Annotated in this window: 21 protein-coding genes; 6 read left to right on the forward strand and 15 right to left on the reverse strand. The window is 72.8% G+C overall.

The annotated features are described in order from the left end of the window. Positions 1-124 precede the first annotated feature (124 nt). Positions 125-1,153: an ABC transporter permease gene (locus ACWDS7_RS27470; protein ID WP_451931629.1), complete on the reverse strand. Its 1,029-nt coding sequence runs from the start codon at positions 1,151-1,153 to the stop codon at positions 125-127. Further along, the gene (locus ACWDS7_RS27475; protein ID WP_451931630.1) at positions 1,150-2,136 is read right to left on the reverse strand and encodes a sugar ABC transporter substrate-binding protein; all 987 of its coding nucleotides are present in this window, start codon (positions 2,134-2,136) and stop codon (positions 1,150-1,152) included. The genes ACWDS7_RS27470 and ACWDS7_RS27475 overlap by 4 nt, the downstream gene beginning before the upstream one ends. A 403-nt stretch (positions 2,137-2,539) precedes the next feature. Between ACWDS7_RS27475 and ACWDS7_RS27480 the strand changes: the two genes are divergently transcribed. After that, positions 2,540-3,526 carry a sulfotransferase family protein gene (locus ACWDS7_RS27480; RefSeq protein WP_451931631.1) on the forward strand — a complete coding sequence of 329 codons (987 nt, stop codon included), beginning with the start codon at positions 2,540-2,542 and terminating at the stop codon, positions 3,524-3,526. 122 nt (positions 3,527-3,648) lie between these two features. Here ACWDS7_RS27480 and ACWDS7_RS27485 read toward each other — a convergent pair whose 3' ends face one another. Further along, a complete protein-coding gene (locus tag ACWDS7_RS27485) occupies positions 3,649-4,542 on the reverse strand; it encodes a hypothetical protein (RefSeq protein ID WP_451931632.1) in 894 nt (297 codons plus the stop codon). A gap of 162 nt (positions 4,543-4,704) precedes the next feature. Beyond that, positions 4,705-6,027: a lanthionine synthetase LanC family protein gene (locus ACWDS7_RS27490; protein ID WP_451931633.1), complete on the reverse strand. Its 1,323-nt coding sequence runs from the start codon at positions 6,025-6,027 to the stop codon at positions 4,705-4,707. Between the two features lie 229 nt (positions 6,028-6,256). Here ACWDS7_RS27490 and ACWDS7_RS27495 point away from each other — a divergent pair, with 229 nt between their 5' ends. Both ACWDS7_RS27495 and ACWDS7_RS27500 read left to right on the forward strand, forming a co-directional pair. Further along, a complete protein-coding gene (locus ACWDS7_RS27495; RefSeq protein ID WP_306874503.1) occupies positions 6,257-6,997 on the forward strand; it encodes a GntR family transcriptional regulator in 741 nt (246 codons plus the stop codon). Positions 6,998-7,174: 177 nt separating this feature from the next. Further along, complete coding sequence (locus ACWDS7_RS27500; protein WP_451931634.1) at positions 7,175-9,451, forward strand: AAA family ATPase; 2,277 nt, start codon at positions 7,175-7,177, stop codon at positions 9,449-9,451. Here the strand turns inward: ACWDS7_RS27500 and ACWDS7_RS27505 are convergent. The 11 genes from ACWDS7_RS27505 to menB all read right to left on the reverse strand — a co-directional run bounded on the left by ACWDS7_RS27505 (position 9,445) and on the right by menB (position 22,068). Then, a complete protein-coding gene (locus tag ACWDS7_RS27505; RefSeq protein WP_451931635.1) occupies positions 9,445-11,061 on the reverse strand; it encodes an FAD-dependent oxidoreductase in 1,617 nt (538 codons plus the stop codon). The two genes, ACWDS7_RS27500 and ACWDS7_RS27505, sit on opposite strands and share 7 nt — an antisense overlap. 1 nt (position 11,062) lies before the next feature. Continuing rightward, complete coding sequence (gene trxA, locus ACWDS7_RS27510) at positions 11,063-11,509, reverse strand: thioredoxin (protein ID WP_451931636.1); 447 nt, start codon at positions 11,507-11,509, stop codon at positions 11,063-11,065. 12 nt (positions 11,510-11,521) lie between these two features. Continuing rightward, positions 11,522-14,128, reverse strand: a complete 2,607-nt coding sequence (clpB, locus tag ACWDS7_RS27515; protein ID WP_451931637.1) for an ATP-dependent chaperone ClpB — start codon at positions 14,126-14,128, stop codon at positions 11,522-11,524. Continuing rightward, complete coding sequence (locus ACWDS7_RS27520; RefSeq protein WP_306874518.1) at positions 14,119-14,439, reverse strand: chaperone modulator CbpM; 321 nt, start codon at positions 14,437-14,439, stop codon at positions 14,119-14,121. Before ACWDS7_RS27520 ends, clpB begins: the two co-directional genes overlap by 10 nt. A gap of 94 nt (positions 14,440-14,533) precedes the next feature. After that, positions 14,534-15,490: a DnaJ C-terminal domain-containing protein gene (locus ACWDS7_RS27525; RefSeq protein WP_451931638.1), complete on the reverse strand. Its 957-nt coding sequence runs from the start codon at positions 15,488-15,490 to the stop codon at positions 14,534-14,536. Next, on the reverse strand, positions 15,487-16,008 hold the full coding sequence (locus ACWDS7_RS27530) for a nucleotide exchange factor GrpE (RefSeq protein ID WP_451931639.1): 522 nt from the start codon (positions 16,006-16,008) through the stop codon (positions 15,487-15,489). The genes ACWDS7_RS27525 and ACWDS7_RS27530 overlap by 4 nt, the downstream gene beginning before the upstream one ends. Beyond that, entirely contained in the window at positions 16,001-17,911 is a 1,911-nt protein-coding gene (dnaK, locus tag ACWDS7_RS27535) for a molecular chaperone DnaK (RefSeq protein WP_451931640.1), read from the reverse strand. Before dnaK ends, ACWDS7_RS27530 begins: the two co-directional genes overlap by 8 nt. Positions 17,912-18,119: 208 nt before the next feature. After that, the gene (locus ACWDS7_RS27540; protein ID WP_451931641.1) at positions 18,120-18,623 is read right to left on the reverse strand and encodes a general stress protein; all 504 of its coding nucleotides are present in this window, start codon (positions 18,621-18,623) and stop codon (positions 18,120-18,122) included. A gap of 78 nt (positions 18,624-18,701) precedes the next feature. Continuing rightward, positions 18,702-19,337 carry a DedA family protein gene (locus ACWDS7_RS27545; protein ID WP_451931642.1) on the reverse strand — a complete coding sequence of 212 codons (636 nt, stop codon included), beginning with the start codon at positions 19,335-19,337 and terminating at the stop codon, positions 18,702-18,704. 118 nt (positions 19,338-19,455) lie between these two features. Next, positions 19,456-21,111, reverse strand: a complete 1,656-nt coding sequence (menD, locus tag ACWDS7_RS27550; protein ID WP_451931643.1) for a 2-succinyl-5-enolpyruvyl-6-hydroxy-3-cyclohexene-1-carboxylic-acid synthase — start codon at positions 21,109-21,111, stop codon at positions 19,456-19,458. 129 nt (positions 21,112-21,240) lie between these two features. Further along, the gene (gene menB / locus ACWDS7_RS27555) at positions 21,241-22,068 is read right to left on the reverse strand and encodes a 1,4-dihydroxy-2-naphthoyl-CoA synthase (RefSeq protein ID WP_306875891.1); all 828 of its coding nucleotides are present in this window, start codon (positions 22,066-22,068) and stop codon (positions 21,241-21,243) included. A gap of 156 nt (positions 22,069-22,224) precedes the next feature. Between menB and ACWDS7_RS27560 the strand changes: the two genes are divergently transcribed. From ACWDS7_RS27560 to ACWDS7_RS27570, 3 genes are all read left to right on the forward strand, one after another. Continuing rightward, a complete protein-coding gene (locus ACWDS7_RS27560) occupies positions 22,225-23,400 on the forward strand; it encodes an AMP-binding protein (RefSeq protein WP_451931645.1) in 1,176 nt (391 codons plus the stop codon). 50 nt (positions 23,401-23,450) lie between these two features. Then, positions 23,451-23,798, forward strand: a complete 348-nt coding sequence (locus ACWDS7_RS27565) for a hypothetical protein (RefSeq protein ID WP_451931644.1) — start codon at positions 23,451-23,453, stop codon at positions 23,796-23,798. A gap of 185 nt (positions 23,799-23,983) precedes the next feature. Continuing rightward, positions 23,984-25,339, forward strand: coding sequence for an RNA polymerase sigma factor (locus ACWDS7_RS27570; RefSeq protein ID WP_306874540.1), 1,356 nt, complete (start codon positions 23,984-23,986; stop codon positions 25,337-25,339). Positions 25,340-25,514 lie beyond the last annotated feature (175 nt).

The raw sequence follows: 25,514 nt of genomic DNA on the forward strand, positions 1-25,514 counted from the left end.
CGGGGCGTTCGCCCGGGTGGCCCCGGAGTCCGTGCCGGCCGTGGTGGCCGCGGATCCGGTGCGCCACAGGGGCCGGGCGAGGGCCGCTCCGGGGTGGCGCCCGCGGGGGGCGCGCCGGTCCCGCTCAACGTCTCACCTCCTCCGCGTAGCGGCGGACGAGCCGGTTGGCGAGGGTCGCCAGCAGCAGCATCGCGCCGAGGAAGAACTTGAACCAGTCGGCGTCCCAGCCGGCGAACACGATGCCCTTGTCGGCCATGCCGAAGATCACCGCACCGATCGCGGCCCCGATCGCGGAGCCGTACCCGCCGGTCAGCAGGCACCCGCCGATCACCGCCGCGATGATGTAGACGAACTCCTGGCCGATGCCCGAGTTGGCCTGCACCGAGGTGAAGCGGAGCGCCATGACCGAGCCGACCAGCCAGGCGGCCACCGCGGTCGTCATGAACAGGGCGATCTTCGTCCGTTCGGCGGGGACTCCGGCGGCGCGGGCGGCCTGGTCGTCACCGCCCACCGCGAAGATCCAGTTTCCGGCCCTGGTCCGCATGAGGACCCAGGTGGCCAGCGCGGTGACGCCCAGCCACCAGAGGATGGCCACCCGGAAGCCGGTCCCGGCCACCGGGACGGTCCCGGCCAGCACGGCGTGGGCGCTCTCGTAGCCCTCGGCTCTGCGGAGCCCGCCGACCTGGACGGTCCCGGTCAGTGCCTTGGTGACGCCCAGGTTGGCGCCCTGCAGCATCAGGAACGTGCCGAGCGTGACGATGAAGCTCGGCAGCTTGGTGCGGACCACGATCAGCCCGTTCAGGTAGCCGACCAGCAGGGCCGCCACGAGCGCGACGAGCATCGCCGTCCAGACCGCCAGGCCGTAGCGGGTGGCGAGGACGACCGTGATCAGGCCGGTGGTGCCGGTGAGCACCCCGGCCGACAGGTCGAACTCGCCGCCGATCATCAGCAGTGCGATCGCCACCGCCATGATGCCGAGGGTGGAGGCCGGATCCAGCCAGTTGGCCACGCCTTCGACCGAGCGGAACGTGGCCGACTGGCCGGCGAAGAACGTGAAGACCGCGACCGCGCCGACCACCGCGCCGAGCTCCGGCCGGAGCAGGAGCCGCCGGGCCGTCCCCGTCCGGGCGAGCCGCTCGTCGGCCACCGTCACCGGGTGCCGCTCTCGGCGAGTCTGGCCACCTGTCCGGCGTTGTCCTTGGTGACGAAACCGGGACCGGTGTTGACCGGCAGGCCGCCGCCGACGGTGTTGAGGTTGTCGCGGTAGAGGATCAGGAAGGTGATCGGCAGCCAGCCCTGGAGATACTGCTGCTGGTCGACCGCGAACAGGATCTCACCGTCCTTGACGGCGGTGACCACGTCGGCCGACAGGTCGAAGGTGGCGAGCTTGGCCTTGGAGCCGCCGTCGGCGATCGCGTCACGGGCGGCGATGGCGACGGCGGGGTTCAGGGTGAGCACGCCGTCGACGGAGGCGTCCGACTGGAGCCTGGCCTTGATCTTGGAGGTGGCGTCGGCGAGGTTTCCCACCTCGACCTGGAGCCGCTCGACCGTGCCGCCCAGGCCCTCGGCCGCCCCCTTGCAGCGCTGGTCGAGGCCCACGTTCCCGGCCTCGTGGATGACGCAGAGCAGTTTGCCGACGCCCTCGGCCTTGAGCCTGTCCCCCGCGCCCCGCCCGGCCACGTCCTCGGACTGGCCGACATGGGTGATCGCGCCGAACTCCCGGGACCTGTCCCCGCCGGAGTTGATCGTGATCACCGGGATCCCGGCGGCCACGGCCTTGCCGACGGCCTCCTTCAGCGCGTCCGGGTTGGCCATGGAGACCACGATGCCGTCGACCTTCTGGCTCACGGCCTGGTCGATGAGCTGGGACTGCCGCGCCGGGTCGCCGTCACCCTGGTAGCTCACCGTGACGCCGTACCGCTTGGCCGCGGCCTCGGCGCCGTTCTTCACCACGTCCCAGAAGGCGTCGCCCGCGCCCGCGTGGGTGATGACGGCGAAGGCGCCCGCCTCGGCCGCCGCCGGAGCCGAGGCGCCCGCCGGCTCGCCGCCGCTCTGCCCGGCCGGGCCGCCTGAGCAGCCGGTCAGGGCGGTCAGGCCCAGAGCGGCCGCGACGACCAGCCCTTTCGTCCACTTCATCGGTAACCTCCGTGCGTCGACTCGCCGGATCCCCCGTCCCTGGTTTGTAACCACCGCATTACCACGCTGTCAATGGTTTGTCGTGACATTAGGACCTGAGCTGACGATGTCGTCGCACCGGGGCCGCCGGCGGCGCGGGCCGCGCACCTGGGGCGGAGAAGCGGCGAGGGTATCCTGGTGGTCCGCGGCGGGCCGAGGTCCCGGCCGCGAGGAGTGGCACGACGGTCAACTTCAGATCCGTGGAGCGGGGCAGCATCGCCGGCCTCCACGACCTTGACGCCGACGGCTGGAGCCCCGCCACCGACGCCCCCGGCGCCCGCCGATCACCCATCGCCGGGCCCTTGCTTTTGTCCTGGGAAGCCTATATTTTCCCCAATAAAAGTAGGAATTAAGGGGAATGACGATGCCGCTACCGGATTTCCTCACCATCGGCGCCCCCAAGGCCGGGACGACCGCGCTGCACGCGGCGCTGGCCCGCCACCCGGGGCTCTTCCTGTCGCCGGTGAAGGAGCCGAAGTTCTTCCTCACCGACGGCCCGCCGCCGACCGGGGGCGGGCCGGGCGACGCCCAGACCTACCGCGAGCACGTCTGGCGGCGCGCGGACTACGAGGCCCTGTTCGGCGCGGCGCCGCCGGACACGCTGAGGGGCGAGTCCACCCCGTTCTACCTGTACGACCTGGAGGCGCAGCGGCGCATCCGGGCCGCGATCCCCGAGGCCAGGCTGATCGTGGTGCTGCGCGACCCGGTGGAGCGGGCCCACTCCAACTGGACCCACCTGTGGTCGGCCGGGCTGGAACCGGTCGGCGACGTGGTGCGGGCGTGCGAGGAGGAGGAGCGGCGGATCAGGGCGGGCTGGGCGCCGTTCTGGCACTATCGCGGGCTCGGCCGGTACGGCGAGCAGCTGGCGCACCTGTACACCCTGTTCCCCCGCGAGCAGGTGCTGGTCTTCCGCTACCGCGACCTGGTCGACCGGCCCGCCGACACCCTGGACCGGATCTGCCGCTTCCTCGGCGTCGAGACCGGCGTCGTCACCGAGGTGCCCCGGGAGAACGTCACCGCCCACCCCGAGCCGACGCGGGGCCACCGGCTGCTGTCGCGGGCGCTGCGGACCGGGGCGGCGGTCGGCCGGTTCCTCCCGGCGCGGGCGAGCGTGGCGCTGACCGACCCGCTGGAGCGGCGGCTGCAGCAGCGGGCCCGCTCCCGCCGGCCCCTCACCTGGGAGCAGCGGGAGCGGCTGATCGGCTACTTCGCCGAGGACGTGGCGCTGCTGCAGGAGACGACCGGCGAGGACTTCAGCGACTGGCTGCGCCCCCGTGAGCGCTCCGGCGGCCTGGTGGGCACCCGACCCAACGGCCAGCGCCAGGCCCGCAACGGGCGGCCGCAGACGTAGGCGCGGCGGCCCGGGGGCGGGCAGGGACGGACGCGCGGCGCGGCGTGGGACCGGCCCTCCGCGCGGGCCGGGCCGCCCCGGGCGGCTGCGGACCGGAGCGGCCCGGCCCCGCCGCCTCAGGGTCAGCGCAGCTCGGTGCGGAGCTCGTGGGCCCCGTCCGGGCGGGTGTACTCGTAGTAGAGCCGCCGTCCGCCCTCCGGCAGGTCCACGATGTCCAGATAGCGCAGGCCGCCGCCGGCGTGCGGCGAGAACGCGGCGGGGCCGTCCCCGGCCGGGGTCAGCTCGGCCGGGTCGGTGCCCACCGCCACGCCGGTCTTCTCCTCGTAGTTCTCCGCCGCCGTGGCCCGGCCGTCGTAGAAGGCGACGATCCCGTCGTCCAGGAAACGGACCGCGGCGATCCGCGTGCCCCTGGCGTCCCAGGCGCCGGGCCGGCCGCTGAGGGCGGTGCCCTGCCAGATCCACTCGAGCCCGTCGGCGCTGGTGGCGTAGTCGCTGACCATCTGGTCGGCCTCCTCGGCCTCGGCCAGCGGGTGGCAGGAGGCCCACAGGTGCCACACGTCGCCCCGCCGTACGATCACCGGGTCCTTGACGCCGGTCTTGGGATCACCGGGGAGCACGGTCCGGCGGTGCCGGGGGTCGAACCCGGCCGGGTCGCCGGCCTCCAGCACCTCCACCCGCCAGTGCTTGCTCCCATGGGTGGCGCAGCTCAGGTAGAGCCGCCAGCGCCCCTCGGGGGTGCGGACCAGGGTGGGACGCTCCAGCGACTCGGCGTCCATCTCCTGCCTGTCTATCGTGAGCAGGGGCTCGAACCGCTCGCCGTCCGCCGACCGGGCGACGACGACGGCGTAGCCACGCCCTTCCCCGACCGGGCGTCGCAGCCGGTAGGCCAGGTAGATCACTCCGTCGCCCGCCACCGCGCTCGGGGCACCCGCCCAGTGGCCCGCGCCCGGCACGGCGGGCTCGACCGCCACCACCGAACGCTCCGGGTCGGGAAGAAAGTCGTCAAGGGTCAACACGGCACCGACGGTAGGCAAGGTCTGCGCGGTAGTCATGGAGGATCACCAATCGTGGTCACGAGTTTGATCGCCTTTTGGCGGTCGCATGGCTCAGGTCGCCGAGGGTCCCGGCCCGCGGCCGCCCGCGGCGCCGGCCTCCCCGGCGGGACGCTCCCATGGCGCTCAGGAGTGGCGGAGCGTCGCGGCGGGCAGCGGGATGGCCGGGAACGGGTTGTCGGGGGGCAGCATGAGCCGCCGGATCTCCTGCGGGCGGGTGGTGGCGTCCAGGTGGAGCAGGGCGGCTCCGATCCCCGCCGCGCCGACCATGTATCCCGTGTCGGCGGTGACCTCCCAGGGCCGCAGCCGGCGATAGGCCTGATACCACCGCCAACCCCGCCCGTCGTGCCGGGTGGCCCGGCCGATGAGGTCCGTCCCCAGCTCGTGGGCGAACTCCAGGTGGGTCTGGCGGCCGGTCGCCGCCCAGAGCCCGACGAACAGCTCCACCAGGCCGGCCGCGCCGCAGCACTGACAGGCCACGTTCCAGTAGCCGTCCGTCCGGCGGCCCGGGGTGCCGCTGCGGACGATCCCCCGGGCCAGCCGCTCCACCCAGTCGAGGTCCCCGGCGTCGCCCGCCACCCGGTACAGCTCGTAGAACATCCGCGCGACCCCGGCCGATCCCGAGCAGAACCCCAGATAGTGCAGGTCGCGGCCCTGCGGGATGTGGTGCGGGACCATCGCGCACCGGTCCGTCACGACGCTGATCGCGCGGACGAAGTCGGACCCCCTCCTGGCGGCCTTCAGGAAGCCGCTCTGCCCGGTCAGGCCGTACAGGCGGGCGAGCAGGAAGGCGGTGCCCGCCGTGCCGGACAGGAAGCCGGGCGTGACCGCGTCCAGCGGCAGGTCGGCGCAGGCGCCGTCGCCGAACCGGTGGCCCGGGACGGCGAGGTCGGCGATGCGCATGCCCGCCTCGACGGCGATCTCCTGGTAGGCGGGGACGCCCAGGATGCCGGCGGCGTGCAGGAGCCCGAGGATGATCCCGCCGTCGCCGCGCTGCGCGGGGTCGCCGGTCCAGCCGAGCCCTCCGTCGACGGGACGGGCGCTGCGCACGATGTGGTCGGCGACGGCCCCGGCCTCCGCCTCGAAGGAGCTCTCGCCGGTGGCCCACCCCGCCTCGGCGAGGGCGAACATCACTCCCGCCAGGCCGTGGTGGAGGGAGAGGTCGGCCTGCTCCCGCCAGGTGGCGGCGAGGTAGCGGGCCCCGGCCACGGCGTCGTCGAAGTAGCCCTCGTCCCCGGTGGCGGCGGCGAGTTCGAGGAAGAACAGGACGATGCCGGCCGCCCCGGAGTACAGCGACAGCGGCTGGCCGGGCATGGCCGAGCGGCCTCGCGTGTCGGGGTTGGCCCGCCAGTGCCGCCCGTGCCCGTCGTCCACGGCCGCGGAGCGGATCCAGCGCGCGGCCCTGACCGCGGCGCTCAGCGGGGTCTCGGCCCCCGGTTCCGGGCTCATGGCGGCTCCTTCATGTGACCAGACCACCACTTTACCCCCATTTCCTACAGGATCAATAGGTAATATTGGTGTCCGCGGCGTCGACGACGACCGCCCGAGCATACGGGCAGGTTACTACGCCGGCCGGCGACCCGCCGGAGCAACGGCACATCCGGAGCGTTGGGCACGATTTGTCATGACATTCTGATGTCCGCTAGCCTGATCACGGAGCGTATCCACGGGAGGGCAGATGACCGCGAAGCTCGCCATCGATCTGGACCGGTCCAGCCCGGTGCCACTCTACTTCCAAGTGGCCGAGCAGATCTCCGAGGCCATCCAGCGAGGCGACCTGCCGCCCGGATCCAGGCTCGACAACGAGATCCTGCTCGCCGACCGGCTCGGCCTGTCCCGGCCGACCATCCGCCAGGCGATCCAATACCTCGTCGACAAGGGCCTGCTGGTGCGCAAGCGGGGCGTCGGCACCCAGGTCGTGCACGGCCAGGTCAAGCGCTCGGTCGAGCTCACCAGCCTCTACGACGACCTGCGCAGGGCGGGCCAGGAGCCGGCCACCCGGGTGCTGGCCCTGGAGTCCGGACCCGTGGACGAGAAGATCGCCGCCATCCTCGGCGTCGCCGCCGGCACCGAGGTGCTGCGGATGGAGCGGATCCGCTACGCCGCCGGGGAGCCGCTGGCCCTGCTGCACAACTGGCTGCCCGTCGGCCTGGCACCGCTGACCGCCGAGAGCCTCCAGGAGCGCGGGCTGTATGAGCTGCTCCGCTCCGCCGGGGTGCGGATGCGCGTGGCCAACCAGCGCATCGGGGCGCGCGCGGCCACCGCCACCGAGGCCCGGCTGCTCGACGAGCGGCGCGGCGCGCCCCTGCTCACGATGCTCCGCACCACCTACGACGACCAGGGCAGGGCCGTGGAACACGGCTCCCACGTCTACCGGGCCTCGCACTACTCCCTGGAGGTCACGCTCATCGAGCGCTGAGCCCTCGGAACGGTCCCGGGAGGGCGGGCCGGACCCCTGACCGCCCCACAACGACAAAAATCCTGAAAAAGGTGTCGACCTGGACAGTTGTTTAGGGTGTTTTGTCCTCTTGGGACGTGCCGGGAGGGAACGGCCGGGAAAGAGCTAGGCGTATGACCTCAAATACGGGGGACGCCGATGCGCGGCCGGGAGCCTGAGTGGGCGGCGATCCTCAAACTGCTGGGGACCGCCGCGGACACGACCGCGAACGTGGTGCTCGTGGAGGGCGAGCCCGGGATGGGCAAGAGCCTCCTGCTCGCCGAGGCGGCGACCGTCGCGGCCGCGCGGGGCACGGCGGTCGCGACCGGCCGGGCCGACGAGCTGGGACGGCTGACGCCGCTGGGACCGCTGTTGTCGGCCCTGGAGGAGTCACCGGCCCCCGTGGCCGTCACCAGGAGCGACTTCCCCGACGGGCCGGGCCTGCTGATGTGGCTGGCCGAGCGGGTGCGGGCCGCGCTGGAGAGACGGGCGAGACCGGGACCGCTGCTGGTGACCCTGGACGACCTCCAGTGGGCCGACCCCGCCACGCTCATGGCCCTGCGGACGCTGCCGTCGCGGCTGGCCTCCCACCCGCTGGCGTGGCTGCTGGCCCGCCGTACCACCTCCGGCGGCGGCGACTCCGGCCTCCTGTTCGACCTGCTCGAACAGGAGGGGGCCACCCGGATCCTGCTGAGCCCGCTCGACGAGGAGACCGTGTCCGAGGTGGTCGCCGACACCCTGAACGCGGCCCCGGGAGAGGAGCTGGCGGAGCTGGCGGCGCAGGCGGGCGGGGACCCGTCCCTGCTGCTGGCGCTCCTCACCGGGCTGCGTGAGGAGAACGCCGTGCGGGTGGGCTCGGGCGTCGCCCTGCTGACCGGGACGGCGCTGCCCCGGCGCCTCCACGCCGCCGTCCGGCGGCGCCTGGCCGAGGTGAGCGCCAGGACCAGGCACCTGCTGGAGGCGACCGCGCTGCTCGGCCGCTCGTTCTCCCCGGGGTACGCGGCCGAGATGCTCGGCCAGCCGCCCGCCGCGCTGCTCCCCTCCCTGGAGGAGGCGCTCGCGGCCGGCGTGCTCGTGGTCGCCTCCGACAAGCTGGCCTTCCGGAACGAGCTGGTGTGGCGGTCGATCGTCGACACGGTGCCCGCGCCGGTACGGCAGGCGCTGCGCCAGCAGATCGGGCAGGGCCCGCCGGCCCGTCCGGTCCCCCGGCACCAGCGCGCCGACGGCGCGGCCGCCGACACCCTCGTGCTGCTGTCCCTGCTCGCCTGGGACGAGGGCAGGCTCGCGCGCGGCCTGGAGCTGGCCCGCGAGGCCGTGGAGCTGCCCGGCAGCGGGCGCCACCCGCAGCCGCGGGCCGTCCTGACGACGATGCTGACCGACCTCTGGCTGCTCGACGAGGCGGAGACGGTGCTGGCCGGTGCCGTGGAGGAGGCCGCCGGGCAGCCCGAGTGGGCCGCCGAGATACCCGTCCTCCGCGCCCGCCTCGACCTCGCCGCCGGCCGGCTGGGCAGCGCGATCGAGCAGGCCGAGGCCGGGCTGACCGCCGCCGGCAGCCTGGGCGTGCCGGTCCTCGTCTCCTCGGCCCTGTCGGTGCTCGGCACCGCCTCACTGCGGGCGGGCGACCTTCCCCGGGCGGTCAGGTATCTGGAGAGCGACCTGGCCAGGGGGGTGCGGGACGCGCCGCCGTACGCGCGGCTGCGCTCGGAGCTGACGGCCGGGCGGATCAGCGAGGCGCGCGGCGGCGCGGCGAGCGGGATGAGCTCGCTCAGCCAGGTCTACGACGCGCTGCCCAGGCACACCGGGGCGCTGACCAGCGACCCGACGGCGGCGGCGTGGCTGGTGCGGGTGGCGATGGCGGTGCGGGACGAGCGCCGGGCCGACGCCGTGGTGGACGCGGCCGAGGGCATCGCCTGGCGCAACCCCCGCCTGCCCAACCCCTCGGTGGCCGCCGCCCACGCGCGCGGCGTGCGCGAGCGCGATCCGGACGCGTTGGTCCGCGCCATGACCGAGCACACCGACCCGTGGGCCAGGGCCTCGGCCGCGGAGGACCTCGGCGTGCTGCTCGGCGCCGACGCCGGCGCCCGCGACCTGGCCGTCTCCAGCCTCAACAGCGCGCTGCTGTGCTACGGGTCGGTGGACGCGATCCGCGACGCGGCACGGGTGCGGGGCCGGCTGCGGGCGCTGGGCGAGCGGCGCCGCCACTGGGTCCGGACCGACCATCCCGTGTCGGGGTGGTCCAGCCTGACCGGCACCGAACGCGCGGTCTGCGATCTCGTCGCCCAGGGGGTGACCAACCGCCAGGCGGCCGAGCAGATGTTCATCAGCGAGCACACCGTCGCCTTCCACCTGCGCCAGGTCTTCCGCAAGCTCGGCATCCGCTCGCGTGTCGAGCTGGCCCGGCTCGCCGTGCAGGAGAGCGTCCGCCCCGATCACTGAGGTGCCTGCCACCGCGTGAAGTGCTCGTGCACCAGCCGGATCGCCATGGACCCCTCTCCCACCGCCGAGGCGACCCGCTTGATCGACTGGCTTCTGACGTCACCCACCGCGAAGACGCCCGGCATGCTGGTCTCCAGGGGCAGGCCGTCGTCGAAGCCGGTGAGGACGAACCCCCTGTCGTCGAGGGCGATCTCGGGGGCGAGCCAGGTCGTGCAGGGGTCGGCGCCGATGAACACGAACATGGCCCGGGTGTCGATGCGCGACCGCTCCCCGGTGTGGGTGTCCTCGGCGACGACGGCCTCCAGGGCGTGGGCGCCGGCCAGCTCGCGCACCTCGGTGTGGAGCATCACCTCGACCTTGGGATCGTTCTCGATCCGGTCGATGAGATAGCGCGACATGTTCTCGGCGATGTCGTCACCGCGGATGAGCAGGCGGACCGCGACGGCGTACTCGGCCAGGAAGATCGTCGCCTGCCCCGCCGAGTTCCCCCCGCCCACGACCACGACCGCCTCACCGCGGCAGAGCCCGGCCTCGCTCAGGGTGGCGGCGTAGTAGACGCCGTTGCCCTCGAAGTCCTCCAGCCGTGGCACGCCGAGTTTGCGGTAGCGCGCTCCGGTGGCGATGACGATCGTGCGGCCCTCGATCGGCGGCTCGTCGCGGAGCCCCACGGTGTAGTGCCCGTCCCGCCGCTTGAGCGAGGTGGCCTCGGCGGGCACGCCGAGGTGCGCGCCGAACTTCTTGGCCTGGATGACGGCCCGCTCGGCGAGTTCGCCGCCGGAGATCCCGGTGGGGAAGCCGAGGTAGTTCTCGATGCACGAGGAGGTGCCCGCCTGGCCGCCGGCGGCGACCGCGTCGAGCACCACCGTGCGCAATCCCTCCGACGCTCCGTACACCGCGGCGGCCAGGCCCGCGGGACCCGCTCCCACGACGACGAGGTCGAAGACGTCCTCCGGCACCGACGGCACCGGCAGGCCGAGCTCGCGGGCCAGCTCGGCGTTGCCGGGATTGCGCAGGACCTGCGTCCCGCCCAGGATCACCACGGGCGTCTCGTCCGGCGCTATGCCGAGGTTGCGCACCAGCGCCTCGGCCTCCCTGTCCTTCTCCAGGTCGATCCATCGATGCGGCACCCGGTTGCGGGCGACGAACTCCCGCAGCCGCCGGGTGTCCGGCGAGTAGCGGGAGCCGATGATCCTCAGCCCCGCCCCGCTGCTGATGAGCAGCGAACGGCGGATCAGGAAGGCCCGCAGGATCAGGTCCCCCAGCTCCGGATCGTGGGCGACGATCTGCCGCAGGCGCCAGGTGGGGACCGCCAGGACCTCGCCCGCCTCGCAGACGACCGACGTCGTGAACGCCTTCTGGCCGGTGAGCAGCCCGAGCTCGCCGAGGAACCGGCCCGGCCCGTGGACCCGCACCACCCGTTCGTCCTGGATGACGGCCGCCTTGCCCGCCAGGATGACGAAGAAGTCGGGGCAGTCCTCGCCCTCCCGGAGCAGGACGTCGCCCGGCCGGGTGGGCCGCCGGCCCCCGTGGGGCGCCAGCCTCGCGATCTGCTCGTCGCTCAGCCGGGGAAAGGCCCCGTGGTGATCGGGGGTCTCGGCGAAGGCGTCCATCTCAGCCGCCCTCCCGCCCCGCCGTCGCGATCGCCCCGTCCACCCAGGTGCGCAGCTCGGCGGCCGGAGCGGTGCCCGCCCGCTCGGCCACGACCCGTCCGCCGCTCATCACCATCAGGTAGGGGATGTTGCGGACGGTGAAGCGCTCGGAGAGCTTGGGCGAGCGGTCCACGTCGACCTTGACGAGTTTCACCGTGCCCGCGAGGTCCTCGGCGACCCGGTCGAGCGCCGGGCTGACCATCCGGCAGGGCCCGCACCACGCCGCCCAGAAGTCCACGATCACCGGGACCGGCGAGCCCTCGGCCACCTCGGCGAAGTCGTCGTCGCCGGCCTCGGCGAGCCAGGGCAGCGGCCGATGGCACCTGCCGCAGCGCGGAGCGCTCGACGCGGCCGCGGGGACCCTGTTCTTCTGCCCGCAGTTCTTGCATTGCACGATATTTGATGACATGCCCGCTTCTCCTCACTCGTAGGTGACAACGAGCTCGCCTTCGGCCAGTCCGACCCGGACCACGGCGCCGTCGTGCACGTCACCGGTGAGCAGCGCACGGCCGATGCGGGTCTCGACCTCCCTGGCGATGAACCGGCGCAGCGGGCGCGCGCCGTACACCGGGTCGTACCCCCGCTCGGCGATGTACCTGCGCGCGTCTTCGGAGACCTCCAGCCGTATCCCCCGCTCGGCGAGCCGCACCCGCAGCTCGCCGAACATCAGCTCGACGATGTGCTCGATCTCCTGCGGGGTGAGCGGCTTGAAGATCACGATGTCGTCGACGCGGTTGAGGAACTCCGGACGGAAGTGCGAGCGCAGCTCCGCCATGACCTGCTCCTGCGCGTCGTGCTTGATCTCCCCACTCGACGTGACGCCTTCGAGCAGGTAGATCGAGCCGAGGTTGGAGGTCATGATCAGCACGGTGTTGCGGAAGTCGACGGTCCGGCCCTGGGCGTCGGTGAGCCGGCCGTCGTCCAGGACCTGCAGCAGCGTGTTGAAGACGTCGGGGTGCGCCTTCTCCACCTCGTCGAAGAGCACCACCGAGTACGGCTTGCGCCGTACGGCCTCGGTGAGCTGGCCGCCCTCGTCGTAGCCGATGTAGCCGGGAGGGGCGCCGACGAGACGGCTGACCGTGTGACGCTCCTGGTACTCGCTCATGTCGATGCGGATCATGTTGTCCTCGGTGTCGAACAGCGCCGCCGCGAGCGCCTTGGCCAACTCGGTCTTGCCCACGCCGGTCGGCCCGAGGAAGATGAACGACCCGATCGGACGGCGCGGGTCCTTGATGCCGGAGCGGGCCCTGATGACGGCGTCGGCCACCAGCCGCACCGCCTCGTCCTGGCCGATCACCCGCTCGTGCAGGATCTTGTCCAGGTGCAGGAGCTTCTCCCGCTCCCCCTCCTGCAGGCGGCTCACCGGGATGCCCGTCCACCTGGAGACGATCATCGCGATCTCGTCCTCGGTCACGACCTCGCGCAGCAGCCGCCCGGCGCCCTGCTTGCTGCGCAGGCGTTCCTCCTCGGCACGCAGTCGCCGTTCGAGCTCGGGCAGCTTGCCGTGCCGCAGCTCGGCGGCGCGGTTGAGGTCGTAGTCGCGCTCGGCGCGCTCGGTCTCGGTACGCACCCGCTCGATCTCCTCGCGCAGGGCCTGGACGCTGCGCAGCACCTGCCGCTCGGCCTCCCACTGCGCCCGCATGGCGTCGGCCTCGGCCCGCAGGTCGGCGAGTTCCTTGCGCAGCTCCTCCAGGCGGGCCCTGCTCGCCTGGTCCTCCTCCTTGGCCAGCGCGGCCTCCTCGATCTCCAGCCGCATCACCCTGCGGGTGAGCTCGTCGAGCTCGGCGGGCATCGAGTCGATCTCGGTGCGGAGCATCGCGCAGGCCTCGTCCACCAGGTCGATGGCCTTGTCCGGCAGGAAGCGGTCGGAGATGTAGCGGTGGCTCAGCACGACGGCGGCCACCAGCGCCGCGTCCTGGATCGTCACCCCGTGGAAGACCTCCAGCCGCTCACGCAGGCCGCGCAGGATCGAGATGGCGTCCTCGACCGAGGGCTCGTCGACCATCACGGGCTGGAAGCGGCGCTCCAGGGCGGCGTCCTTCTCGATGTGCTTGCGGTACTCCTCCAGGGTCGTGGCCCCGATCATGTGCAGCTCGCCGCGGGCCAGCATGGGCTTGAGCATGTTGCCCGCGTCCATGGCGCCCTCGGCCGCGCCCGCGCCCACGACCGTGTGCAGCTCGTCGACGAACAGCAGGATCCGCCCCTCGGCGGCCACGACCTCGGTGAGCACCGCCTTGAGGCGCTCCTCGAACTCGCCCCGGTACTTCGCGCCGGCCACGAGGGCGCCCATGTCGAGGCTGAAGATCACCTTGTCCCTCAGCCCCTCGGGCACGTCACCGTTGTCGATCCGCTGGGCGAGACCCTCGACGATGGCGGTCTTGCCGACTCCGGGGTCGCCGACCAGGACCGGGTTGTTCTTGGTCTTGCGCGACAGGATCTGGATGACGCGGCGGATCTCGCTGTCGCGCCCGACGACCGGGTCGAGCTTGCCCGCGGCGGCGTCGGCGACCAGGTCCCGGCCGTACTTCGCCAGCGCCTCGTAGGCGACCTCGGGCATCGCCGAGGTGACCCGCTGGTGGCCGCGGACCGCGGTGAGCGCCTGGAGGAAGGCGTCCCTGCTCAGCCCCTGCTGGTGGAGCAGCCGTCCGGCGGAGCTCTCGCTGCCCTCCTCCAGCAGGGCGACGAGCAGGTGTTCCACCGAGACGTACTCGTCCTTGAGCCGGCCGGCCTCCCGCTTGGCCGCCTCCAGCAGGCGTGACAGGCGCTGGGTCACCCGGACCTGGCCGGGATCGACCCCGGGGCCGCCGACCCGGGGGCGGCGCCTCAGCTCGGCCTCCAGGTCGGCGACGAGCCGCTCCACGTCGACGTCGGACCTGAGGAGCAGACGAGGTATCAGGCCGTCCGGCTGATCCAGCAGCGCCAGCAGCAGGTGCTCCCCGTCGACGTCGGTGTGCCCGAAACGGAGCGCCTTGGTCTGCGCGTCGTGCAGCGCCTCCTGCGACTTCTGCGTCAGCTCGTTCACGTCCACTGCGGTCCTCCTGTAGTGCCTGTAGTGCCGGGACGGCTGCGCTGGGCCGCCTCCAGTTCCGCGATCCGGTCGAGCAGGTCCACCACGAGGCCGAGCGCGGCGTAGTTGAGCGCGAAACCGGCGCGCAGGCGCTGGATCCGGGCCATGGCGTACACCTGGGACAGCGGGAACCACAGGGCCCCGGCCGCGTCGCGCTGTGCGTCGAGCACGCCGAGGGTGACGAGACGGCGCACCAGGTCCGGGTGGGTCCCGGTGGCCCAGGCGAACGCCTCCAGGTCCAGGCGCCGGGGTCGGGTCAGTGCGTAACTCATCGCCGCCTCCACGGAACGGGCCGCCGGGACCTCACGGACGGCCGGGCCGGCACCGCCTCCGGAGCCGGCCGCCGGGACCTCGCCGGCGGGCGGGTCATCGTCCTCTCCTGGGATCGAACTCCGAGGCCACGGCGAGCTGCTCGAACAGCCTCCGCTCCTGCTCCGACAAGGTGGGCGGGACCATGATCCGCACCTCGGCGAACAGATCACCCGGTGTGCCTCTCGGGTTCGGCATCCCCCGGCCGCGCAGCCGCAGCCTCCGGCCGCTGGAGGTCCCGGCGGGCACCTTGACCTTGGCCTCGCCGCCCGGGGTGTCGACGGCGACGGACGCGCCGAGCGCCGCCTCCCACGAGCTGACCGGGAGGTGGACGTGGATGTCGCGCCCCTCGACCCGGTAGCGGCGGTGCGGCGCGATCCTGACGATCAGGTAGAGGTCTCCGGCGGCGGCCCCGTCACTGCCCCGGCCCCCCTGTCCCGCCAGGCGGATGCGCTGCCCGTCGGTCACCCCCGCCGGCATGTTGACCTCGATCCGGCGGCCGCCCACGGTGATCGAGCGGCGTCCGCCCCGGTACGCCTCCTCCACGGTCAGCTCGATCTCGGCCTCCTGGTCGGCACCGGGGATCGGCCCCCAGCCCCGGCCCGCCCGGCCGGCCCGGCCGCCGAACAGCCCCTCCAGGAGCTCCTCGAAGTCGGCGCCCTCCCCGAAGCCCGCCGGTCCCCCCGGACCGGCCCCGGCTCCCGCCCTGGCCCCGGACCCGGCCCGCCTGCCCCGCCCGGCCCTGGCACGGGCCCAGGTCTCCGGGTCCACGTCCTCGGGCACCTGGCGGAAGTCCGCTCCGAACGCGTCGTAGCGGCGGCGCGTCCCGGGGTCGGACAGGACGCTGTAGGCCTCCGAGATCTCCTTGAAGCGGTCTTCGGCGCCCGGGTCCTTGTTGATGTCGGGGTGGTAGGCCCGCGCGAGTTTGCGGTAGGCGCTCTGGATCTCCTCCTGGCCGGCGCCTCTCGGCACCCCGAGGATCTCGTAGAAGTCGCGGGGCGCGGCGGCCATCATTCCCCCTTGGCCACCACGACCAGTGCGGGCCGCAGCTGCCGCTCACCGTCTCCGTAGGCCGGCCGTACCACCTGCAGGACCGTCCCCTCGGGCACGTCCTCCTGCGCGAGCGTGGCCACCGCCTCGTGCCGTGCCGGGTCGAACACCGTCCCGGCGTCGTCCCGGCGCGGGAAGCCCAGGCGGGCGAGCACCTCCAGCGCCTGGTCCCGGATCACCTGCAGCCCCTCGACGATGGAGGCCGGATCGCTCTCGGCGTGCTCCAGCGCGCGTTCCAGGTTGTCCAGCACGGGCAGCCACTCGGCGGCCGCCCGCGCCCGTTCCTCGGCCCCCACCCGCTCGGTGTCCCGGATGACCCGCTTGCGCAGGTTGTCGAGGTCGGCCAGGGCGCGCCGCCACCTGCCCTCCAGCTCCTCGTTCTGCCGCTGGAGCCCGGCGGCGCGGGCCTGGAGCTCCGCCACGTCCGGGGCGGCCTCGGCGCCCTCCCTGGGGACGTCCTCCGGTCCGGGCGCGTCACTCATCGGTCGTGAACTCCGCGTCGATCACGTCGTCGTCCCCGCCCGCCCGCTGGCCGCCCTGCGGGCCCTGGGCTCCCGGAGCCCCCTGGGCGCTGCCCGCCGGCTGCCCGGCGGAGGCGACGGCGAGGCTCTGGTAGACCTGCTGCAGCTCCGAGGTCAGGGACCGGAGCCGGTCGAGCGGGGTCTCCTGCTGCTTGACCGCCTCACGGGCGTCGTTGACGAGCATCTCGGCACGCGCCTTCTCGTGGACGGGCACCGCCTCCCCCAGCTCCTTCAGCCGCCGCTCCACCTGGTAGGCGGCGCTGTCGAGCTCGTTGCGCGCGTCGACCACCTGCCGCAGCCGCGCGTCCTCGTCCCGGTGCTGCTCGGCGTCGGCGACCATGCGCTCGACCTCGCGCTGGTCGAGGTTGGAGCTCTCGCTGATGGTGATGCGCTGTTCGGCGTTGGTGTCCTTGTCCCGGGCCGAGACGTTCACGATCCCGTTCGCGTCGACGTCGTAGGTCACCTCGATCTGGGGCTCGCCGCGCGGCGCGGGCCTGATGTTCTCCAGCCGGAACCGGCCGAGGACCCGGTTGTCGGCGGCGCGCTCGCGCTCCCCCTGAAGGACCACGACGTCGACGGCGCTCTGGTTGTCCTCGGCGGTGCTGAACACCTCGGTACGGCGGGCCGGGATCGTCGTGTTACGGTCGATGACCTTGGTCATGATCCCGCCGAGCGTCTCGATGCCCAGCGAGAGCGGCGTCACGTCGAGCAGGACGACGTCCTGCATCTCGCCCTTGATGACGGCCGCCTGGACCGCGGCGCCCAGCGCCACGACCTCGTCGGGGTTGACCGTCATGTTCGGGTCCTTGCCGCCGGTCATGCGGCGCACCAGGTTCTGCACGGCGGGCATCCTGGTCGAGCCGCCCACCAGGATCACCTCGTCGATGTCGTTGGGGGTGAGCCTGGCGTCGGCTATCGCCTGCTCGACCGGCCCCTTGCAACGTTCCAGGAGGTCGGCCGTGATCTCCTCGAACGTCGCCCGCCGCAGCGTGGTGTTCAGGTGCTTGGGGCCGGAGGCGTCCGCGGTGATGAAGGGCAGGCTGATCTGCGTCTGGGTGACCGCCGACAGCTCGACCTTGGCCTTCTCCGCCGCCTCGAACAGCCGCTGCAGCGCCTGGGGGTCGTTGCGCAGGTCGATGCCGGTGTCGCGCTGGAACTCGTCGGCGAGGTGGTCGACGATGCGCCGGTCGAAGTCGTCGCCGCCCAGATGGGTGTCGCCCGAGGTCGACCGTACCTCGACGACGCCCTCGCCGATGGTGAGGATGCTGACGTCGAACGTCCCGCCGCCCAGGTCGAAGACGAGGACGGTCTCGTTCTTCTTGCGGTCCAGACCGTAGGCCAGGGCTGCCGCGGTGGGCTCGTTGACGATCCGCAGCACCTCCAGGCCCGCGATCCTCCCGGCGTCCTTGGTCGCCTGGCGCTGGGAGTCGTTGAAGTAGGCGGGCACGGTGATGACCGCCTCGGTGACCTTCTCCCCCAGGAACTTCGAGGCGTCGTCGACGAGCTTGCGCAGCACCTGGGCGGCGATCTCCTCCGGCGCGTAGAGCTTGTCGTGGACCTTGAAGCGCACCGCCCCGTCCGGTCCGGGCACCACGTCGAACGACACGGCGTTCATCTCGCTGGTGACCTCGTCGAAACGGCGCCCGATGAAGCGCTTGGCCGAGTAGATCGTTCCCTTGGGGTTGAGGATCGCCTGCCTGCGGGCCAGCTGCCCGACCAGGCGCTCGCCCTGCTCGGTGAAGGCCACGACCGACGGCGTCGTCCGGGAACCCTCGGCGTTGGGGATCACCGTGGGCTGGTTGCCCTCCATCGTGGCGATCACCGAGTTGGTGGTGCCAAGGTCGATCCCGACCGCTCTTGCCATGCTGACCTCCAGTGTGGGCACTACAGCCGACACTCGTCCTGCGGCGGGCCGGCCACATCTTCAGAGCTGGTGATCCCGCCCCCGTGAGCCGTGGGCCGGCCGGGACGGCGGGCGGCCCGCCGGGCCGGAGAGGCGGGTGGCCCCGGCCCGCGCCTCCATCGCCTGGAGGCGCTCTCCCGCCACCGGAGCGCGGCCGGGACCCGCGCGTCTAGAACTGCGGGGTCTGCGGGGTCTGCGGGGCCTGCGCGGCCTGCGGGGTGCCGACCTCCAGGAGCCTGCGCGCCTCGGCCGCGCGGTCGATCGTGACCAGCACCTGGTAGCGGTTGGCGACTATCGCGCTGGAGGACAGGAAATCCCGTTTGCCGCCGGTCAGCGCGTGACCGATCAGGCCGAAGATCGCTCCGGCGATGGCGCCCCAGACCAGTGCCCACAGCACCAGGAGGAAGGGGAACCGCCCGGGAGTGAAGATCGCGAGAAACAGGCCGATCAGCAGGCCGATCCAGGCACCCGAGGCCGCGCCCATGCCGGCGGCGCGCAGATAGGTCAGCCGGCCGAGCACTCTCTCGACGAGCCGGAGGTCCGTTCCGACGATCTTGGCGTGCTCGACCGGGAACTTCTGGTCGGAAAGGTAGTCGACGGCCCTCTGGGCCTCTTCGTAGGTGTTGTAGGAGGCCACCGGTTCGTAGGCGATCGACGTGGGCTCAGGTCGCATGGCGCTTCCCTTCACGATGAGTCTTACCTCCTCACCGTGACCGCGTCACTGCGGACCGCACATCCCCAGGTCTGGTAGTCACGCCGTGCCGGCGGGCTCCTCGGCCTCCTCGGCGGCCATCTTGGCCGCCCGGCGCTTGACGAACAGCGTGGTCGCGACGCCGAACAGCACCGCCAGGCCCAGCCCCGCCCAGGAGAAGCCCTTGAGCCACTGCTCGGCGACCCTGCCCAGGTAGTAGACGACCGCGGTGGTCCCGCCCGCCCAGGCGATCCCGCCGAGCACGTTGGCGGTCAGGAACTTCCAGTACGGCATGCGCAGGGCCCCGGCGAGCGGACCGGCCAGGATGCGCAGCAGCGCGATGAACCGGCCGAAGAAGACCGTCCACATGCCGTAGCGCTCGAAGTAGCGCTCGGCCTTGGCGATGTGGGAGGGGCCGAAGTGCTTGGGGAACCTGCGGCCCAGCCGGTCGAACATGGGCTTGCCGCCCCTGCGGCCGATGGCGTAGCCGACGGAGTCGCCGACGACGGCCCCGACGGTGGCGCAGACGCCGACCCAGACCGGGCTGACCACGCCCTGTGCCGCCAGCAGCGCGGAGCTGACCAGGACGATCTCCCCGGGCAGCGGGATGCCCAGGCTCTCCAGCCCGATCACCAGTCCGACCAGGGCGCAGATCCACACAGGGGGGATCGCCTGGAGCCATTCGTCGACATGCATGACGGACACCTTATTCCGTCGGCCGGGTCGCTCCCGCCCTGTCGTCAGGCTCCCGGGCGGGGCCGCGCCCCGTGGCGGGCGGTGCACGCCACGGGGGCGTCCGCCCTCCGCCGCGGCCTCACCCGACCTGGCGGATCGCGGCATGGGCCGCGTCGCGCATCATGGCGTGCAGGACGGCGTTGGACTCCCGGTCGGTGCGGACCTCGACCATCCGCAGGCCCTCCCCGCGCAGCGCCTTGGACAGCTGCTCGGGCTCGCCGACGTAGGTGTACGGGGTGCCGGTGGCGGCGGCCACGTGAGCCAGGTCCACCCCGTGCCCGGTGCCGAAGACCCGCTCGAACGGGTCGCGCAGCGCGGCCTGGGGCAGCAGCGAGAAGATGCCGCCGCCGTCGTTGTTCACCACCACCAGGCACAGGTCGGGACGGGGCTCGCGGGGGCCGAGGATCAGCCCGTTCTGGTCGTGCAGGAAGGTCAGGTCGCCCATCAGCGCGTAGGCGGGACCGTTGTGCGCCAGGGCCGCGCCCATGGCGGTGGACACCACGCCGTCGATCCCGGCGGCGCCCCGGTTGGCCAGGATCCGCAGGCCCCGGCGGGGGCGCATCGCCTGGTCCAGGTCGCGGATCGGCATGGAGGAGGCCGACAGCAGCAGCGACCCGTTGGGCAGCAGGTCCGCCAGGTCGCGGGCCAGGCGCGGCTCGCTGAGCCCGGCGCCGTCCAGCACCTCGTCGATCGCGGCCCTGGCCGCGCCGTCGGCACGGCGCCAGGAGTGCAGCCAGGCGTCGTCGCCGGCGGCGACCGGGATCTCCACCGCCTGGGCCACCTGGGTGGCCGAGCGGGTCGGGTCGGGCCAGCGGGTCAGGTCGGGGGCGACCACGATGTGCTCGTCGGCGTGCCTGAGCCAGTTGAGCAGCGGCCGGGACAGCCCGGGGCGGCCCAGGGTGACCACCACCTCGGGCCGGTGCCGGTCGGTGAACTCCGGGGTGCCGAGCAGGAAGTGGTAGGCCGACATGGCGTGGTCGCCGTAGCGGGCGCCGCCGTTGGGCTCCGACAGCACCGGCCAGCCGGCCATGCCCGCCGCCGCGACGTATCTGCGCACGTTGGCGGCGCCGTCGCCGACGACCAGCACGCCCCGCCTGGTCGGCGGCAGGTGCAGCGCCACCGCGGGGGGCGCCACCCGGGCCCGGATCCAGGGCCCGTTGGCGTCGCCCTCCAGGGACTCGCACCAGGAGGCGTCGCCGTCGGGGATGAGCGGCTCGCGGAAGGCCAGGTTCAGGTGGACCGGGCCGGGGTCGGACGGGCCCAGCGAGCGCTGGTAGGCGCGGCAGGCCAGCGACCGCCAGTAGGCGACCTGGCCGGGCCGCTCCTCCGGCACGCCGACCTCGCTGAACCAGCGGACCGCGGTGCCGTACAGCTTGATCTGGTCGATGGTCTGGCTGGCGCCGGTGTCGCGCAGTTCGGGCGGCCGGTCGGCGGTGAGCAGCAGCAGCGGCACCCCCGACTCGTGCGCCTCGATGACCGCCGGGTGGAAGTTCGCCGCGGCGGTGCCGGAGGTGCAGATCAGCGCGACCGGGCGCGCGCCGCGCCGGGCCAGGCCCAGCGCGAGGAAGGAGGCCGAGCGCTCGTCGATGCGCACGTGCAGCCGGATCCGGCTGTCGGCGTGCACGGCCAGGGCCAGCGGGGCCGAGCGCGAGCCGGGTGCGAGCACCACGTCCGTGAGACCGCAGCGCACGAGCTCGTCGACCAGCACCGTCGCGAGCGCGGTGGCGGGATTCACCGCACTGCCTCCTCTAGCCGTCGCACCCCGGAAGGTGACTGCCTCTCACGCCCTGCCGGGGGCGCCCCGCCCATCGGGGGGCGGGGCGCCCGGGGGCCGGCGCCCCTCTGCCTCATCGCGGCCGGCTCGTCAGGGCCGGCGCGGGAACTTGCCGAAGTCGGGGGCGCGCTTCTCCTTGAAGGCGTCGCGGCCCTCCTGCGCCTCCTCGCTCATGTAGTAGAGCAGGGTGGCGTCACCCGCGAACTGCTGCATGCCGGCGGCCCCGTCGGTCACCGCGTTCAGCGCGCCCTTGAGCATGCGCAGCGCCAGCGGCGACTTCTCCAGCATCTCCCGGGCCCAGGCGACGGTCTCCTCCTCCAGCCGCTCCAGGGGGACGACCGCGTTGACCAGGCCCCAGTTCAGGGCGGTCTGCGCGTCGTACTGGCGGCACAGGTACCAGATCTCGCGGGCCCGCTTCAGGCCGACGGTCTCGGCCAGCAGCCAGGAGCCGTAGCCTCCGTCGAAGGAGCCGACCTTGGGACCGGTCTGGCCGAAGACCGCGTTCTCGGCGGCGATGGACAGGTCGCAGCAGACGTGCAGCACGTGGCCGCCGCCGATGGCGTAGCCCGCGATCATCGCGATGACCGGCTTGGGGCAGCGGCGGATCTGCACCTGCAGGTCGAGCACGTTGAGCCGGCCCACGTGCGGGGTGGACTTGTCGACGTAGCCGTCGTCGCCGCGGATCTTCTGGTCGCCGCCGGAGCAGAAGGCCCTGTCCCCCGCGCCGGTGAAGATGATCACGCCGACCCCGGGGTCCTCCTGGGCGACGTTGAAGGCGTGCCTGAGCTCGAAGAGCGTCGTCGGGCGGAAGGCGTTGTGCCGCTCCGGCCGGTTGATCGTGATCTTGGCGATGCCCTCGGCGGTCTCGTAGACGATGTCCTCGTACTCGCCCGACCGCTCCCAGTCGGCGGCGCGCACCTGGACGCTCGCCGGCACGGGACCCGCCTCGCCCGCCACTCGCTCGTCCGTGCCCGGCTCGGCTCGCTCCGTGCTCACGATCGTCTGGCCCCTTCCGCTGTGCCGAGGTGCCCCTCGGCTGTTGTCCGGCTTGTCGGCACTAACCTTACGACTGTGATGACCGGTTCCGTGCACCCGGAGCAGCCTCGACCGCAACGGGAGCTGCACGCCGTCGTGCTGCCACCCGGGCCCGAGCTGTTCCAGGCCGTCGACGCGGCGCTCGACGGCCGGGGCCCCGCCGTGCTGCCCCTGTCGCCCGCCCTGCCCGCCCCGGCGCTGCGGGCCACGCTGGAGGCGCTGCGCCCCACCCACGTCAACGGCGTACGGCACGCGCACGGCGTGGGGGTCCCTTCCGAGGTGGCCGTGGTCATCGCCACCAGCGGCACGACCGGCGTCCCCAAGGGGGTCCAGCTGTCGGCCGCGGCCCTGCGCGCCTCCGCCTCGGCCTCGCTGCGCCGGCTGGGCGCCCGGCCCGGCGAGCGCTGGCTCTGCTGCCTGCCGCCCTCCCACGTGTCGGGCCTGCAGGTGCTGGTCAGGTCGCTGCTGAGCGAGACCGCGCCCATCGTGCACGACGGCTTCTCCCCCGAGGCGGTGCTCGCCAGCGGCGCCGACCACGTCTCCCTGGTGCCGACCCAGCTGCGCCGGCTGCTGCCGGCGGACCTGTCGGTCTTCAGGACGATCCTGCTGGGCGGCGCCGCCGCCCCCGCGGACCTGCTCGCCGCGGCCCGCGCCGCCGGCGCCCGGGTGGTCACCACCTACGGCATGAGCGAGACCTGCGGCGGGTGCGTCTACGACGGCGAGCCCCTGCAGGACGTGGATCTGAAGATCGGCGACGACGGCCGGATCCGCCTCGCCGGCCCCGTGCTGTTCTCCGGCTACCGGCTCCGCCCCGACCTCACCGCCGCCGCCCGGGACGGCGACTGGTTCCTCACCTCCGACCTCGGCACCCTGACCGGCGGGCGGCTGCGCGTCCTGGGCCGGGCCGACGACGTCATCAACACCGGTGGCGAGAAGGTCGTCGCGGCGGCCGTGGCCGCCGTCGTGGCCGAGCATCCGGCGGTCGCCGACGCCGCCGTGGTCGGCCGCCCCGACCCCGAATGGGGTGAGCGGGTGGTCGCCGTCGTCGTCTCGGCCGCTCCCCCGTCGCTGGCCGAGCTCCGCGCCTTCGCCAAGGAGCGGCTGCCCGCCTACGCCGCCCCCGCCGAGCTGATCGTCCTGCCCGAAATACCACTTTTGCCCAATGGCAAGCCAGACCTCGCGACCCTCCGTTATGGTCTTCGACGGGAACCATAGGGGCGGCTCCGCACGTCAAACAGACAGCCGAAGCAGGAAGGACGAGCCCGATGAACATAACCCGCAAGACGTGGGTGTCCGCCGGCATCGTCAGCGTGGTCCTCGCCGGCGGCATATCCGTCGCGGCGGCCGCCGCGACGGGCAGGATCAGCAAGAACGGCGACCCCGTGCCCGCGCTGGAGGGCAACCAGCCCGCCTCCGAGGGCACGCCGGCCACCCCCGCGCCGGACCCGGCGGCCTCCCAGGGGACGGTCCCGCCCGCGGAGGACTACGTGGTCTCCAGGGAGGTCAACCCCGACCCGGAGAAGGTCACGCGCTACTGGACCGAGCAGCGGCTGGAAGACGCCCAACCGTTACCCATGCCCGTGGTCGAAGGACCTGTGAACGTCACTGAATAGGCCATACCAGCCGCTCAGGAGGGGTGGATCGCGGTAATGGCGGTCCACCCATCATATTTTCCCCGTCAAGTCGGGAACAGAAAGTTCTTGGCTGGGGTTATTGGTACTGGTGCGCAGAGCGGCCCCCTCGCCGCCCCACCCCACAACCTGTAAGCAGAAGACTCCGTGATGGAGGAGGTGTCCTCATGCCCCAAACCGCCGTGGTGCCCTCACCTGAGGCCCCGACGACCCTCGAACAGCTCCTTGACCGAGGGCGAGTCCAGGGTCACCTTTCACTCGCGGAGCTGCGCCACGCCTTCGCCGAGGCAGGGATCAGCCCGACCGAAGGCAGGTCGATCCTGCGGGAGCTCACCGAGGCGGGCGTCAGCCTGGCCGCCGAGAACGAGCCCACGCTCGCGGCCTCCGCCAAGAAGTCGGCCGCCAAGACCGCCACCCGCAAGACCGCCGCCCGCAAGACGAAGGCCACGCCCGACAGGCCCGTCCAGGACAAGAAGGCGGCCGTCGCCCGGACCGAGCCCGCCGCCAAGGACGTCAAGAACGTCGACTCCGAGATCGACGAGGATGAGTGGGCCGCCGCCGAGGAGGCCGAGCTGGAGGCCGAGCCGACCCTGGACCTGGACGACCAGTCCTCGGTCATGGGCGACTCGGTGCACACCTACCTCAAGTCGATCGGCCGCCGCACGCTGCTGACCGCCGCCCAGGAGGTCGAGCTCGCCAAGCGGATCGAGGCGGGCCTGTACGCCGAGTCCAAGCTGGAGGCCGAGCCGGGCCTGTCCGCCGCGATGCGCGACGACCTGGAGTGGGTGGCCGAGGACGGCCGCCGCGCCAAGGACCACATGCTGGAGGCCAACCTCCGGCTGGTCGTCTCGGTGGCGAAGAAATACACCGACCGCGGCATGGCCCTGCTCGACGTGGTCCAGGAGGGCAACCTCGGCCTGATCCGAGCGGTGGAGAAGTTCGACTACACCAAGGGCTACAAGTTCTCCACCTACGCCATGTGGTGGATCCGGCAGGCCATCCAGCGCGGTTTCGCCGACTCCGCCCGCACCATCCGGCTGCCGGTCCACGTGCTGGAGATGCTGTCCAAGCTGTCGCGCGTCGAGCGTGACATGCACCAGCGTCTCGGCCGCGAGCCCACGCCCGAGGAGCTGGCGGTCGAGCTGGACAAGACTCCCGACCAGATCGAGGAGCTGCTGCGCACCAGCCGCCAGCCGATCAGCCTCAACGCCACCATCGGCGAGGACGGCGAGACCACCATCGGCGACCTCATCGAGGACGTCGACTCGCCCGAGGCCTCCGAGGTGGTGGACCGCCAGCTGCTCGGCGAGCAGCTGCGCGGCGTGCTCGGCAACCTCTCTCCCCGGGAGGCGAAGATAATGGCCCTGCGTTTCGGCCTCGTCGACGGCAAGCCCCACACCCTCGACGAGATCGGCAAGCACCTCGGCCTGACCCGCGAGCGCATCCGTCAGCTGGAGAAGGAGTCCCTCTCCAAGCTGCGCCACCCCAGCAACACCCGTCCGCTGCTCGACTGGGCCAGCTGACCTCCTCAGGCGCCGCCGCGACCGTCCGCGGCGGCGCCTCGCCATGTCCGGCCCCGGCCGGGCCCGGCGGCCCCTGACGGCCGATGAGCACCGAGACCCCCGAGCAGACCCCCGTGAACTACCACCAGGCGAAGCGGGAGAAGATCGCCGCCGCCATCACCGCCTGGCAGGCCAC

The sequence above is a fragment of the Streptosporangium sp. NPDC003464 genome (assembly GCF_053588315.1).